Below are 13,828 nucleotides of genomic sequence, written 5' to 3'. Positions count from 1 at the left end.
ACCGTTTCCAGCGGTGGCTTCTTGAGTAAAAACACACCATTCAGGAAGACAGCGCGACGCGGGAGAAAGGTTCCCTGCTGAGCGGCGATAACGTGACGGTGCAGGCGGGCAACAACCTGCTGTTGAAAGGCTCGGCGGTGGCGGGCGACGGTGACGTTGCATTGTCGGCGGCGAACAACGTCGACATCGTGGCGGCCACCAACACCGACACCTCCTGGCGCTTCAAGGAGACCAAAAAATCCGGCCTGATGGGCACCGGCGGCATCGGCTTCACCGTCGGCAGCAGCAAATCCACCCACGACCTGCGCGAGCAGGGCACCACCCAGAGCGGGAGCTTCAGCACCGTCGGCTCGACGGGCGGGGACGTCAGCATCACGGCAGGGAAGCAGGCGCATATCGCCGGGGCGGATATCATCGCCCGGAAGGATATTGCGGTTCAGGGCGACAGCGTGGTGATTGAACCGGGCCACGACAGACGTACCCGCGATGAGAAGTACGAGCAGAAGAGCAGCGGCCTGACGGTGGCCCTGTCCGGCACGGCGGGAAGCGCGCTGAACAGCGCGGTCACCACGGCGCGGGATGCGGCAAACGAGAGCGACGACCGGCTGGCGGCCCTGAAGGCGACGAAGGCGGCGTTGTCCCTGGTGCAGTCCGACCAGGCAGTGGCGATGGACCAGGCGAAGGGGGCCTCTGACAGCGGCAACACCAACACAGTGGGCATCAACGCCTCGCTGGGGTCGCAGTCGTCAACATCCTCCTCGCACATGCAGAGCGAAACATCGGCGGGCAGCAGCCTGAACGCGGGCAGCAACGTCACGATTAAGGCCACCGGGAGCGACATCACCGTGGCGGGCAGCCAGGTTAAGGCCGGTAAGGACGTACTGCTTGATGCGGCCCGGGACGTGAACCTGCATGCCTCGCAGGACACCCAGCAGACGACGGGTAAAAACAGCAGCAGCGGCGGCAGCGTGGGCGTCGGGCTGGGAGCGGGCTCCGGCGGGACGGGCATCAGCATCTCGGCGAACGCCAGCAGCAGCAAAGGGCACGAGAAGGGCAACGGGGTCCGGCAGAACGAGACCACGGTGGACGCGGGCCGTCAGCTCACGATTAACAGCGGTCGCGATACCACGCTGGCCGGGGCGCAGGTGAGCGGCGAAGCCGTGAAGGCGGATATCGGGCGCGACCTGACCATTGCCAGTACGCAGGACAGCGACCACTACAACAGTAAGCAGGGCAGCGTCAGCGGCGGGGTGGGGTACACCTTCGGGGCGGGCGGATTCTCCGGGAGCATCAGCGCCAGCCGGGACAAAATCGCCAGCGACTACAACTCGGTGCAGGAGCAGAGCGGGATCTTCGCCGGGAAGGGCGGCTTTGACGTGACGGTGGGGAACCACACGCAGCTGGACGGCGGGGCGATTGCCTCGACGGCGGAGGCGGAGAAAAACCGCCTCGACACCGGCACGCTGGGCTTCAGCGATATCCACAACCGGGCGGACTTCAGGACCGGACACCAGGGGGCGGGGATCAGCTCCGGGGGCAATATCGGGCAGCAGTTTGCCGGGAACATGGCGAACGGCCTGATTGCCGGGCTGGGCAGCAGCGGCCATGCGCAAGGCACCACCCGGGCAGCGGTGAGCGAGGGGACGATCACCGTCCGCGATACCGCAAACCAGCAGCAGGACGTGGCGGACCTGAGCCGCGACACGGAGCATGCCAACGGCAGCATCAGCCCGATCTTCGACAAGGAGAAGGAGCAGAAGCGGCTGCAGGCAGCGCAGCTGATCCTTGAAATTGGTGCGCAGGCGGCCGATATCGCCCGGACCCAGGGGGAAATCACCGGTCTGAATGCGGCCCGGGACAAGCTGGCGAAAGAGGGCAAATACGAGCCGGGGCCGGGGGCCACAGAGAAGGATAAAGCTGACTATCAGAAGGCGCTGCGTGAGACGTCCGAATACAAGGCGGCCATGGAGAAGTACGGCACCGGCAGCACTATCCAGCGGGGTATTCAGGCGGCCACGGCGGCGCTGCAGGGACTTGCGGGCGGGAATATCGCCGGGGCGCTGGCAGGTGCAGCGGCCCCGGAGCTGGCGTATGCCATCGGCCACAGGTCGGGTCTCAGTGAGGATGACGTCGCGGGCAAAGCCATTGCCCACGCCATTCTGGGCGGGGCAGTCGCAGCCCTGCAGGGGAACAGCGCCGCAGCAGGTGCCGCGGGCGCCGCAGCGGGTGAGCTTGCGGCGAAAGCCATCGCGGGCGTGCTGTATCCGGACGTGAAAGACCTGTCGAAGCTGAGCGAGGAGCAGAAGCAGACGGTCAGCGCCCTGGCCACGATTTCGGCGGGAATGGCGGGTGGTCTGGCGGGTGACAGCACGGCGGGAGCGGCAGCGGGTGCGGGGGCCGGGAAAAATGCGGCGGAGAATAACTCGCTGGCCGGAGACCAGGCCCGTGCAGCGGCGAAGCAGGCTGCTGAATCCCTGAAAAATCAGATCAGGGAGAAGCTGGGTGAAGGTACAACGTCTGCCATCGCGAACGCCATTATTAATGGCCTTGCTGATACGGGAGACGCGGCATTAGGTTCAGCAGACTACGCTGCTGATGCAGCAATGGCGCTGGCATCATGCGCTGCGGGTGACAGTTACTGCAGCAAAGCCATGAATGACCTGGCCGGGAAGAATCAGGCGGTGGCGGACACCGTTACTGCCCTGATGCAGGGTGAAACCTGGTCAGCGGTAGCCGATACGGTTAAGCAGGCGGCTGACGGAAATCAGGCGGCGCTGGAAGCCACGGGCGGGTTGCTGGCAAGTATTATGTTGCCGGGTAAGAAAGTACCTGCGGCTGGGAAATTGGTTGATCCAACTGTAAAAATTGCTACAGGGAATACAGTTGGTGCTTTTGAAGCGAGCCTGTCTAGGCTTCCACCAGGAGAACGAGTAGCTATTGTAAAAGAAACGGTTAATAAAGTTATCGTTGAACAAGGCATGGTGAAAGACAATAAGCTGACCAAACTAAATAATCGAGATGTCTATCGAGGAGTCGATGGCAATTTATATGCACTTGATACTCAGCATGGGCGATTTGAGGCTGTCAGCCCGAAAGGTAAGCATTTAGGCGAAGTTGATTTCTCTATGCAAAAAATCCCTAACAGCATAGATAAGTCAGGCGGTCATGATCTGAAGGTGAAATGATGAAACTTATTGATTATAAAAATAAATATATTAAGCGAGGATCTGTCTTTAGGTTACCTGCTGTTTGGCCATATGAAGAATGGGTTGATTTTATGGTCATAGATTTATTTGAAACTCATGGCTTAGTTGTATCTTCTGGTCACAAAGCTGGTCTGATTTTGATATCTTTGCCAATCGAAAGTATGTCAACCGAAGGTAGAGCATTAAGTACCGAATGGATTATTAATAATTGGGCCAAATGGATCTACCCAGAATGTAATGTTGAAAATGTTCATATCCTTGATGAATATGTAGCAACGCCTATTGAATAAACAATGATCCCGGCCACCGCGCCGGGATCTTTTTTACCCGTCAGCCCTTAACCGGCTCGATCACCAGTCTTCCCTGTCCACACTGGCCATGACCGGGGTGTCGGTGCTTAATCCCGCCTCTTCCAGGCTGTTATCGTTCAGGCGCAGGTTCGGGCTGGCGACCCGCTGAAAGGTGGAGGTGGAATAGGTAAAGGCGTTATCCCATTGGGCCGAGGTTCAACGGGCAGAACCACGGCAAACTCTTTAAAAGAGAAGTTGTCGATGGAGCAGGCATTATCTAATCCTGCAGCAGGTCTTCAATTGCCCATACCTATGACGGACCCAAGGTGGCCCAGAACCGATGGTTGGGTGAAAATGGCTCAATACATCAATGGTGTTGAAGTGCATTATGTTCGTAATACAAAAACAGGCCAAGTTGATGACTTCAAATTCAAATAGGACCTTATAAATGTTAGTGCTATGTCGCTCAATTTCAGGGAAATCATTACCTGAAAATGTAAGAACTATGGGGGAAACGGATGAAACTGATTTCTCACCTTTGCAACCAGACCAACAATATAAGGTTTATGGGTTAATGTTCTACGCATCCAGAATTGATTTTTTAGTTTGCCCATCTTCAGGTGGCCCGATGTGGGTTCCGTCAGGCCTTTTTGATGTTGTAGATAACGAAATTCCCAATGGGTGGGGATGCGTCCTTACTGAAAGAAGTGCAGGTTATATCGATTTATATGAGGCTTTTGGTATTCATTCTATCTGTGGATATCTCGAGCTTACCAGGTCGTACTCACATTACATCGGAATACTTGAACGTGATTCGGAAGAGCTAAAAATTTTTTACTCTCAATAGCAAAAAGATCTAGGCACACAGTACCGAGAACTGCTTTTCACCTGACAACTCTTGAACGACTTGAACACTCGTCTTCTTGCTCAACTCTACAGTGACCAGGGTATCGGTCACTGTCAGTTGTCGTTTTGGCGCAGGTTGGGGGGGAAATGTCCGGTGGCTGGGTTCATAATCAAAAAAAGCTATTGCGGACAACAACCTGCGGGTGTTGGGCTTGGCGATAGTGGGCGACCGCGCTTGCTACAAATGCTAAAATCATCATAGGAAGAGGCCCTTCAATACTTGTGGCGATAAAATCATTATTAGATATCCAACTCAATGAATTTTAAAGAAAAATATCCATCACTAGCATATCTTTTAAAGTGTTATTTTAACCAGGATTTTGATGTGTTATTTGGTAATGCAGATAAAACATTGACTGCTTACCAATCTACTGAGATTGCGGAAGAGCAGTTGCAGTTGAAATCTGAAATAGAGCGGCTGCTAGCTCTTTCGCTATCAGATAATGAATTACAAAACATACTGCTTAACGAAATTGATTGTAATTACTATTACCCTAATGATTGGCCTTCGGCTGAAGAATGGCTTAGGCATATATGTAAGCAAATAAAATAATGCATCTCTGCCTCCGCGCCAGAGTCTTCTTTTACCAACCAACCTTCCACCACTTCGATCACCCGTCCACCACACTGCCCCCCAATCCCACCTAAAAAAACATTAAAATCAGTCTCCTAAAACTAAAATACCTCCCCCCTAAATAAAACCCCAAAGCACCACCGCCATCCCACGACAACTCCCACGAAACACAAAATCCTTGAACACGCCGTTACCTCTCTCACCAACATCACAACCTTTGCGCGGAAACGCTCTTTCAGTCAGACGAACTGTTTGAAAGCGAAAAGCACAAAGCCGACTTCCAGCAGCTCTGGTTTGAACTAAAAATCATCAACGCGCTGGCAGTGGGAAGAAGAGGATTGCCCTGCAAACTGGGAAGCGCAGTGGGCGTCAGGGTATAAAGACGAGGCTGCCCGGCTTATGAAAGATCTCCTTAACCATCTGAAGTAGCGTGGAACGCGTCAAACCCCAATATAGTCTGAAAAGGCGGTTTCCATGCGGCACTTCAATCTCTTACCTGTCATAATAAATACCGCAATGCCCGTTTTTAATTGTCCTTAAAAATATCCACTGTAAGTAGGCTGGGAAAACCAGCCTCTTGTCGTTTGCTACACCAAAAATAAAGTGAGTCAGGAAAGGGAATTATATTTTAATTGCCCGGTTTATTATTATAAGGAAATTTAAATAGCATGATAACTAAAGGAATAGTCGGTTCGCTGTGCCTAAGCGCGTTATTACTTGCAGGCTGCGCAACGGAATCCTCCCGGTCCGTTGAAGTGGCGAAAGTTGCCACCTATAACACCTCGTGGCAGGGACAGCGCAGCCCGATATCGGTCGGGAAATTTGATAACCGCTCCAGCTACATGAATGGCATTTTTTCAGATGGCGTCGACCATCTGGGTAATCAGTCAAAAACCATTTTGATCACCCACCTGCAGCAAACAGGCCGCTTCAACGTGCTGGATCGCGCAAATATGGAAGAGATTAAAAACGAGTCCGGCATCAGCGGAAAGCGTCAGCAGTTGAAAGGGGCGTCGTACGTCATCACGGGTGATGTGACGGAGTTTGGTCGCAAAGAGACCGGCGACAGGGCGCTGTTTGGCATTCTGGGGCGCGGCAAGTCGCAGGTGGCCTATGCGAAAGTGGCTCTCAACGTGGTTAACGTCAGCACCTCCGAAGTGGTTTATTCATCCCAGGGAGCGGGTGAATACACGCTGTCTAACCGTGAAGTGCTCGGCTTTGGCGGCACGGCCAGCTACGACGCCACGCTGAACGGCAAAGTTCTCGATCTCGCGATCCGCGAAGCGGTTAATAACCTGGTTGCTGGTACTGAAAATGGCAGCTGGAACCCGTCAAATACACATTAAAAGGAATTAATGATGGCAAAGATAAAAAGCCTGCTTTCCGGCGCAGCTGTGCTGCTGCTGGCCGGGTGTGCAACGAAATCACCGCAGCAGATCTATACCTGGGGTGATTATCAGGACATTGTTTATGACTACTACACCAGTAAAACCAGCCCGCAGGAGCAGATCGCCTCACTGCAGAAACTGATTACGGCATCGCAGGCCAGCAGCAAACCAGTGCCGCCTGGCGTGCATGCCCAACTGGGGATGCTCTACAGCAATACCGGGAACAGAGATCTGGCGATGGCCGAATTTAACGCCGAGAAAAAACAGTACCCGGAATCGGCTTCTTATATTGATTTCCTCACCACGAAAAAATAACGGAACGTAAAATGAAAGGAATCTCCGCTCTTCTGACCCTGGCATTGACGCTGGTCGTAACGGGTTGCACAACCAATAAGACGCCCCCGGCCGATTATTCCGCTTTTAAAGAAAGTAAACCGCGCAGCATTCTGGTGCTGCCGCCAGTAAATAAGTCGCCGGACATCAACGCGACCCACGGCTTTTTGAGCAACGTAACCCAGCCGCTTGCCGAGTCCGGTTACTATGTGTTCCCGGTGGCAGTGGTGGAAGAGACGTTTAAACAAAACGGCGCGACCCATCCTGACGACATCAGCGCGATCCCGCTGAAAAAGCTGCACGATATCTTCGGCGCGGATGCGGTGATGTATATCACCATCACCGACTACGGTACCTCTTACCAGGTGATCAGCAGCGATACGCGGGTTATTGCCTCGGCGCGTCTGGTGGATTTGCGCACCGGAAAAGAGCTGTGGACAGGCGCTGCCTCGGCTTCAAGTAATGAAGGCCAGACCAATAACAACGGTGGCCTGCTGGGAATGGTAATCAACGCGGCGATCACCCAGATTGCGCATTCGGCTACGGACAAAGCCTATGACGTTGCCCGCATCGCCAGCGCACGTCTGTTTAGCCCAGGGCCGCGGGGTTTGTTATATGGCCCGCGTTCGCCGAAATACGGGCAGACTGCTCAGTAACCTCTTCAATCCCGGCCCCTGTGCCGGGATTAATTTATTGCCCCTCTTTTTAACCTGCCCGCAAACACCGGTTAACCCGGAGCGCTCACCGATATATCCTGTTTTTCATAACTCATGTTTATAGTTACCTGTCGATATTAAACGTCACATGTTATATTTTCGCTGGATTAATCTGTTGTAGGGATAACGAAGAGCAAGATTTTATCTTTATGTTATGGGTTCTGCTGGCGGATAGTGGAGAAATTACGCGATCTGTCGATAAGCTTGTACATAGTATTAGCTCTACGTAATATGCATTAGAACATTTACTAAACAAATATGACCACGCGTAAAGGGAAGTACTTTATGACGGTTGTTAATCACTCATCCCCTTTACATGTTCGTATTCCCATAAAACTGTTGTCCCTGGCAAAGTCATGCAGGAAACAAAAAATACTGACTTGTGAATCACGAGTAATGCCATGAAAAATTATGATGATTTGCAGCGTTTCAAGGATAAAACGCGCACCGGTGACATCAATTTCAAGGACTTGTCTGCGCAAAACAAGCAGGCTTCCGCCAGCGGCTGGGCGATCATCAACCAGCTGGCAGGTGTGGATAACGATTCGGCGCTGGCGAAAGCCGGCAGCGTCGCCGTTCCTGTTCCACAGGCGGTGAAACCCGGTGAACTGGATGTTGCCCTTGCCAGCCTGACGAAAGCTCCTGTGGCCGGGCCCGCGGGTGCTGCGCCGTCGATCATGCAAAGCATGAATGCCGTTAGCGCAGAAAAAGGGGAACAATCGCCGATTAACCCGGCTGCACCTTCGTTCTTTGACCAGCTAAAACCCGAGCCGACAAGCCCGCCGCCGGTGAAAGAGGTGCCAGCCCTGGTGCCGCAGGCTGAGCTGCGGGCAACGCCTGCGCCCGTGGTGCCCATTGCTGAGGCCGTCCCTGCGCCGAAACCGGCGGAGCCGGTGCGCTTTGAACAGCTGTTCGCGACCAAAACGTCCGAACGCGCCAGCCATCCGGTGAAAGATCTTCCGTTACAACCGCTCCTGGAGAAAATCGCTTCATGCCGTTAGTGTGTATTTGCTCGCCAAAAGGCGGAGTAGGGAAAACCACGGTCACGGCCAACCTCGCTTATGCTCTGGCTCGTTCCGGCAATAAAGTTCTGGCCATTGACTTCGATGTACAGAACGCGCTGCGTCTGCATTTTGGCGTACCGTTGTCCGACGGCCGCGGCTACGTTGCCCGTGCCAATGAGTCGGCAGACTGGAGCCAGTCGGTGCTGACGGCGGGCAACAATATGTTCGTCCTGCCCTATGGCGAAGTGACGGAAGAGCAGCGCCTGATCTTTGAACACAACCTCACCAGCGACAGCAATTTCCTCGCGCGCGGGTTAAGTTCTCTGCTGAGCTACCCGGGGCTGGTTATTCTGGCCGACTTCCCGCCAGGGCCGAACCCGGCGCTGAAGGCGATCTCCCCGCTGGCCGATTTGCACCTCGTGACCCTGCTGGCCGACACCGCATCGCTGTCGCTGCTGCCCCACATTGAAAACCACCGGCTGACCGGCGGCGCACCGCCAGATAACAAGGCCGGATACTATTTCCTGGTGAACCAGAGTGATAACCGGCGCCATATCAGCCGTGACGTCACCGCCTTCTTACAGCAACGCCTCGGCGATCGCCTGCTTGGTGTGATCAACCGGGATGAAAGCGTGCCTGAGGCCAATGCCTCACAGCAGTCGATACTGGATTTCAGCGCCACCTCGGCGGCGGCGTTCGATATCGAGCTGGTGAGTAAGCGTATCGCGGCTATTTTGGGTATTCAGGTCGGTGACGGCGCCGTGCACGCCAGTCTGAGAACCTCCAGTTTCTGACGACAATTTCCAGGACGTCCTATGAAAAAGGCGCTGTTTTATTTACTGCTATTGGTCTTAGCACCTATTGCAGTGCTTATTATTATTACCCCGATGGATAGCCAGAAGCAGTATATCTTCGGCTTAATCAGCATCGGGGCGCTAATGCTGCTTGGTTTTAGCAAACACCACCGCGTGTCGGTAATCATGATGATTGTGGCGGTTTTAATGTCCACACGATATATCTGGTTTCGGGCCACGCAGACGCTGCATTTTAATTCCGAAATAGAGGCCATACTGGGGATCGGGTTATTTCTCGCCGAGCTCTATATCTGGATAACCATTATTTTAAGTTATCTGCAAAACCTCTTTCCGTTACAGCGCAAGATCGTCCCGCTGCCCGATGATATGGCCCAGTGGCCGACGGTGGATATCTATATCCCGTCGTATAACGAGAGCCTGGACGTGGTGCGCGATACCGTGCTGGCGGCGCAGTGCCTGGATTATCCGGCGGATAAACTGAAGATCTACCTGCTGGATGACGGCAAGCGCAGCGAGTTTGCGGTGTTTGCCGCCAACGTCGGGGTAGGGTACATCACGCGTAACGATAACTCCCACGCCAAAGCGGGCAACCTCAACCACGCCATGAAGCTCACCAAAGGCGAGCTGATCTGCGTCTTTGACTGCGACCACGTGGCGACGCGTATCTTCCTGCAGGCGACGGTGGGTGCCTTCCTGCAGGATCCGAAGCTGGCGCTGATGCAGACGCCGCACTACTTCTACTCGCCGGATCCGTTCGAGCGTAACCTCTCTGCGGGCCGCGATATTCCTAACGAAGGCCAGCTATTCTACGGGCAGATCCAGCGCGGAAACGACAACTGGAACGCCACCTTCTTCTGCGGCTCCTGCGCGGTGATCCGCCGCAGCGCCCTGGAAGAGATTGGCGGCTTTGCGGTAGAAACCGTCACCGAAGATGCCCACACCGCGCTGAAGATGCAGCGCCTGGGCTGGAAGTCGGCCTATCTGGATATTCCGCTGGCGGCAGGGCTGGCGACGGAACGTCTGGTGGTGCACGTGATCCAGCGTACCCGCTGGGCGCGCGGCATGACCCAGATTTTACGCGTCGATAACCCACTGCTGGGCCGGGGCCTGAAGTGGCAGCAGCGTCTGTGCTATCTCAACGCCATGCTGTCGTTCCAGTTTGCCTTGCCGCGCGTGGCGTTTCTTACCGCGCCGCTGGCTTACCTGCTGTTTAACCTGAACATTATCCACTCCTCGGCGAGCCTGATTTTCGCCTATATGCTGCCGCACCTGTTCCTCTGTATCTATGTGAACTCGCGGGTCAACGGGCGCTTCCGCTACAGCTTCTGGGGTGAGATTTATGATCTGGTGCTGGCCTTCCACCTGGTGCTGCCGACGGTAATCACCCTGATCTTCCCGAAACGCGGCAAGTTCAACGTGACCGATAAAGGCGCGCTGCTGGATGTGGGCTACTTCGACTTCAGCATTGTCCGTCCGCACCTGATTATCGCGGTGCTGCTGGCGGCGGGGGTGATCGCCGGTATCGTGCGTGCCGTCGCCCATGACTACTTCAGCGTCGACCCGATGGTTATCGCCCTTAACGTCGGCTGGGGCGTCTACAGCCTGATCTTCCTGCTGGCCGCCATCGCCGTAGCGCGGGAAACCCGCCAGACGCGTAAAACCATCCGTATCGATGCCAGCGTGCCGGTGGTGATCCACTACGCCAGCGGCATCTCCTCGCGCAGCCATACCCTGGATTTATCCATGGGCGGCTGCCGTATTGCGGTGGTGGATGACCGCCACCTCACCGACGAGATCGAAGAGATTGAGCTGCAGCTGCAGTCGGGGGCGATCAGCATCCCGGTGAATGTGATTGCCCACGATGAGCAGTACATTCGCCTGATGTTTGACGAGATCCCGCTGGACCGCCGCCGCGAACTGGTGCGCGTAGTGCTGGCCCGCGCCGACGCGTGGATCAACCCGCCTAAACGCCAGGACAACCCGTTCCGCTCGTTGTTTATCATTATTCGCAGCGTATTTGATCTGTTCTGGCTGACCTGGAAAGACCGTCGTAACAAGCGTCGTCAACGCCATGAGGATGCAGGGCGCAGGAATAACGCCACCGAGGATACCGCTGTATGAAAGGGATGACCCGCAAAGCCCTGCAGTTGCTGTTTATATTTGGCGTACTGGCGCAGCCGGTGACGGCGGAAGAGCCGACCACCGTGGAATCGCTGCTGCCGACAGATCTCCCGCCCCCGGTGACGGAGGCGGCGCAGCCCGCTGCGGACACGGCGCCGGCTTCACTGCCAGCTCCCGATACGCTGCCCGCGTTCCAGACCCCGTCTGCGGCTGAGGCGGCCGCAGAGCCTGCCAGCCCGATGCCGGATGCGGTGCCTGCGACCCCGGCACCAGATGCCGCGCCTGCTTCTCCGGTGCCGATGGGGATCACCCCCGGCACCACCAGCAGCATCACCGTCGCCCAGATGGGGCAGCCGAATGGCGTGGTGCTGAGCGGTGGGCAGCTTCAGGGCGGGATCGACTTTACCCTTTCGGCGGACCAGGTGATCACCAATGCCCAGCTGGAGCTGAACCTGAAGGTTTCTCCGGCGATGGCGGCGCGCAACACCACGCTGCAGCTGATGCTCAACGGCCAGCCGCTGGGCACGGTGCCGCTGGGCTCCGCCGACAGCAACGTGTCCAACTATCAGCTGGACATTCCGGCGGCGATGGTGGTGTCACGCAACAACATCAGCTTCAAAATCAACGACGGCGACGCGCTGCTGTGTCAGCGGGATCTGTCCGACAGCTACCAGGTCACCATCATGCCGAACACGCGGCTCGATCTGGAGGCGCAGCAGCTGAACATTGGCGCGGATCTGAGCCATTTCCCGCGTCCGTTCCTCGACGAAATGCAGATGACGCCGACCACGCTGACCTTCGCTTTCCCGGCCAAAACCCTGCCGGAGCAGGTGGGGGCGGCGGCGCTGATCGCCTCGTGGCTGGGGATCGAAGCGGACTACCGCGGGATTTCGTTTGATGCCCTGCATGACCAGCTGCCGGAGAAAAACGGCATCCTGCTCGGCAAGCCTGGCGAGTCGATTGGCGGCTTAACCCTGCCCGCCTCGAACGGGGCGATGCTGCAGGTGGTGGATAACCCGGCCAACCCGATCTACAAGCTGCTGCTGGTAGTGGGCAATAACGAGCAACAGCTCAGGAGTGCGGCATGGCGTCTGACCCGCGGCCAGTTCAACGGCCAGACCACCAGCCTGCCGGTGGAAGCCCAGAACATCCCGGTCAGCAAACCTTACGATGCGCCGCGCTGGATCGCCACCGATCGCCCGGTGCTGCTGAGCGAGCTGATGCGTAAAGATCAGAGCCTGACGGTGACCGGTATCTGGCACGAGCCGCTGACCCTGGCATTCCGCGCCGCGCCGGATCTGTTTATGTGGGATGGCGACACCATTCCGCTGAAAATTGCCTACCGTTTCCCGTCCGAAAGCTGGATCGACGAGCAGCGCTCGTACCTGTCGATGACCTTCAACGGCACCTTCCTGCGTAACCTGCCGGTCAACAAACAGGGCCTGCTGGAAGGGCTGTGGCACAAGCTCGGCGGCGATGCGCGTCAGGAGAACTTTGTTATGCCGCTGGAGCCGTATCTGATTTACGGCGACAACCAGCTGCAGCTCTATTTCAACATCCAGACCCAGGAGAACGCGCCGTGCAGCGTACTGCTCAATAACAACATCAAGAGCCGCATCGACGAAGAGTCGAGCATCGATCTGAGCAATTCGCGCCACTTCACGCTGCTGCCGAATCTCTCTTACTTTGTGGGGGCTTCGTTCCCGTTCACCCGCCTGGCGGACTTCTCGCAGACGGTATTACTTCTGCCGGAAAACCCGAGCGAAAGCGAGATCAGCACCCTGCTGGATCTCTCCGCCCGCTCCGGTAACGCCACCGGTACCGCGCTGAACAACAACCGCGTGATGTTCGGTCTGCCGTCCGGCGGGGCTAACCTGCTGCGCCTCGGTGAAAGCGACGTGCTGGCGGTTTCTTCGCTGAATCAGACCGCCTTCAACCGCGCTCTGCTGGCCCAGTCACCCTTTATCAGCAACGAGCACACCTTTGGCGTGCGCGAGCCGAAGATGCTGGACAGAGTGCAAAACCTGCTGGAAGGAAACTGGAACACGACCGCCGTCGATGCCGACCGCTACTTCTCGTCGAACGAGTCCTGGCGCGGCTTTGTCAGCTTCCGCTCCCAGTGGAACCCGCAACGTCTGGTGGTGATGGCGATTGGCAGCAACGACGAGCAGCTTTCGCGTCTGCATAACGACCTGAACTCCGCCCGCATTAACGCCGGGATCAGGGGCGACACGGCGATCATCACCGATGAAAACGGCGTGCGCAGCTTCCGCGTCGGCCCGCAGTTCCCGAGCGGCCAGATGCCCTGGTACATGATGGTGGTGTGGTATGCCACGCAGCACTCCGCCATGCTGGCAATTTTTGGCCTGCTGTTTGCGACGATTATTGGTCTGAGCCTCTACTCGTTACTGAAAAAACGCGCGCATAAACGTCTTAACCCACAGGATTCAGATCGTGAGTAAGGGTGGTAACACT

At 56.2% G+C, this 13,828-nt stretch carries 10 protein-coding genes and 1 pseudogene; all 11 read left to right on the top strand.

The window, feature by feature from the left end; all coding sequences use genetic code 11:
- A pseudogene (locus tag FFB58_RS14420) lies at positions 1-3,185 on the top strand (hemagglutinin repeat-containing protein); the annotation flags it as partial.
- Positions 3,185-3,496, top strand: coding sequence for an Imm45 family immunity protein (gene imm45 / locus FFB58_RS14415; protein WP_138370266.1), 312 nt, complete (start codon positions 3,185-3,187; stop codon positions 3,494-3,496). The pseudogene FFB58_RS14420 and the gene imm45, both read left to right, overlap by 1 nt.
- Positions 3,497-3,757: 261 nt before the next feature.
- A complete protein-coding gene (locus tag FFB58_RS22945; RefSeq protein ID WP_286172756.1) occupies positions 3,758-3,934 on the top strand; it encodes a hypothetical protein in 177 nt (58 codons plus the stop codon).
- Positions 3,935-4,658: 724 nt separating this feature from the next.
- Positions 4,659-4,955 (top strand): contact-dependent growth inhibition system immunity protein, encoded by a 297-nt coding sequence (locus tag FFB58_RS14405; protein WP_171029963.1) that lies wholly within the window; start codon positions 4,659-4,661, stop codon positions 4,953-4,955.
- 689 nt (positions 4,956-5,644) lie between these two features.
- Positions 5,645-6,322 carry a CsgG/HfaB family protein gene (locus FFB58_RS14395; RefSeq protein WP_138370263.1) on the top strand — a complete coding sequence of 226 codons (678 nt, stop codon included), beginning with the start codon at positions 5,645-5,647 and terminating at the stop codon, positions 6,320-6,322.
- A 12-nt stretch (positions 6,323-6,334) separates the two neighbouring features.
- Complete coding sequence (locus FFB58_RS14390) at positions 6,335-6,679, top strand: DUF4810 domain-containing protein (protein ID WP_138370262.1); 345 nt, start codon at positions 6,335-6,337, stop codon at positions 6,677-6,679.
- 11 nt (positions 6,680-6,690) lie between these two features.
- Complete coding sequence (locus FFB58_RS14385; protein ID WP_138370261.1) at positions 6,691-7,353, top strand: DUF799 domain-containing protein; 663 nt, start codon at positions 6,691-6,693, stop codon at positions 7,351-7,353.
- 461 nt (positions 7,354-7,814) lie between these two features.
- Entirely contained in the window at positions 7,815-8,414 is a 600-nt protein-coding gene (gene bcsO / locus FFB58_RS14380; protein ID WP_138370260.1) for a cellulose biosynthesis protein BcsO, read from the top strand.
- Positions 8,405-9,211, top strand: a complete 807-nt coding sequence (gene bcsQ, locus FFB58_RS14375; protein WP_039031729.1) for a cellulose biosynthesis protein BcsQ — start codon at positions 8,405-8,407, stop codon at positions 9,209-9,211. Before bcsO ends, bcsQ begins: the two co-directional genes overlap by 10 nt.
- Positions 9,212-9,232: 21 nt before the next feature.
- Positions 9,233-11,353: a UDP-forming cellulose synthase catalytic subunit gene (gene bcsA, locus FFB58_RS14370; protein WP_052246239.1), complete on the top strand. Its 2,121-nt coding sequence runs from the start codon at positions 9,233-9,235 to the stop codon at positions 11,351-11,353.
- A complete protein-coding gene (bcsB, locus tag FFB58_RS14365) occupies positions 11,350-13,815 on the top strand; it encodes a cellulose biosynthesis cyclic di-GMP-binding regulatory protein BcsB (protein WP_138370259.1) in 2,466 nt (821 codons plus the stop codon). Before bcsA ends, bcsB begins: the two co-directional genes overlap by 4 nt.
- Positions 13,816-13,828: the final 13 nt, after the last annotated feature.

The sequence above is a fragment of the Enterobacter sp. MF024 genome, assembly GCF_005843915.1.
GTDB lineage: Bacteria > Pseudomonadota > Gammaproteobacteria > Enterobacterales > Enterobacteriaceae > Enterobacter > Enterobacter barmai.
Note: the sequence above shows the minus strand (reverse complement) of the source record. Positions and strands in the feature narration are given on the sequence as shown.

What these genes read in the sequence shown, in the direction of transcription:
- imm45 (WP_138370266.1), top strand. Translation starts at nt 3,185, where the DNA reads ATGAAACTTATTGATTATAAAAATAAATATATTAAGCGAGGATCTGTC.
- bcsA (WP_052246239.1), top strand. Translation starts at nt 9,233, where the DNA reads ATGAAAAAGGCGCTGTTTTATTTACTGCTATTGGTCTTAGCACCTATT.
- FFB58_RS14395 (WP_138370263.1), top strand. Translation starts at nt 5,645, where the DNA reads ATGATAACTAAAGGAATAGTCGGTTCGCTGTGCCTAAGCGCGTTATTA.
- FFB58_RS14405 (WP_171029963.1), top strand. Translation starts at nt 4,659, where the DNA reads ATGAATTTTAAAGAAAAATATCCATCACTAGCATATCTTTTAAAGTGT.
- bcsQ (WP_039031729.1), top strand. Translation starts at nt 8,405, where the DNA reads ATGCCGTTAGTGTGTATTTGCTCGCCAAAAGGCGGAGTAGGGAAAACC.
- FFB58_RS14385 (WP_138370261.1), top strand. Translation starts at nt 6,691, where the DNA reads ATGAAAGGAATCTCCGCTCTTCTGACCCTGGCATTGACGCTGGTCGTA.
- bcsO (WP_138370260.1), top strand. Translation starts at nt 7,815, where the DNA reads ATGAAAAATTATGATGATTTGCAGCGTTTCAAGGATAAAACGCGCACC.
- FFB58_RS22945 (WP_286172756.1), top strand. Translation starts at nt 3,758, where the DNA reads ATGGAGCAGGCATTATCTAATCCTGCAGCAGGTCTTCAATTGCCCATA.
- FFB58_RS14390 (WP_138370262.1), top strand. Translation starts at nt 6,335, where the DNA reads ATGGCAAAGATAAAAAGCCTGCTTTCCGGCGCAGCTGTGCTGCTGCTG.
- bcsB (WP_138370259.1), top strand. Translation starts at nt 11,350, where the DNA reads ATGAAAGGGATGACCCGCAAAGCCCTGCAGTTGCTGTTTATATTTGGC.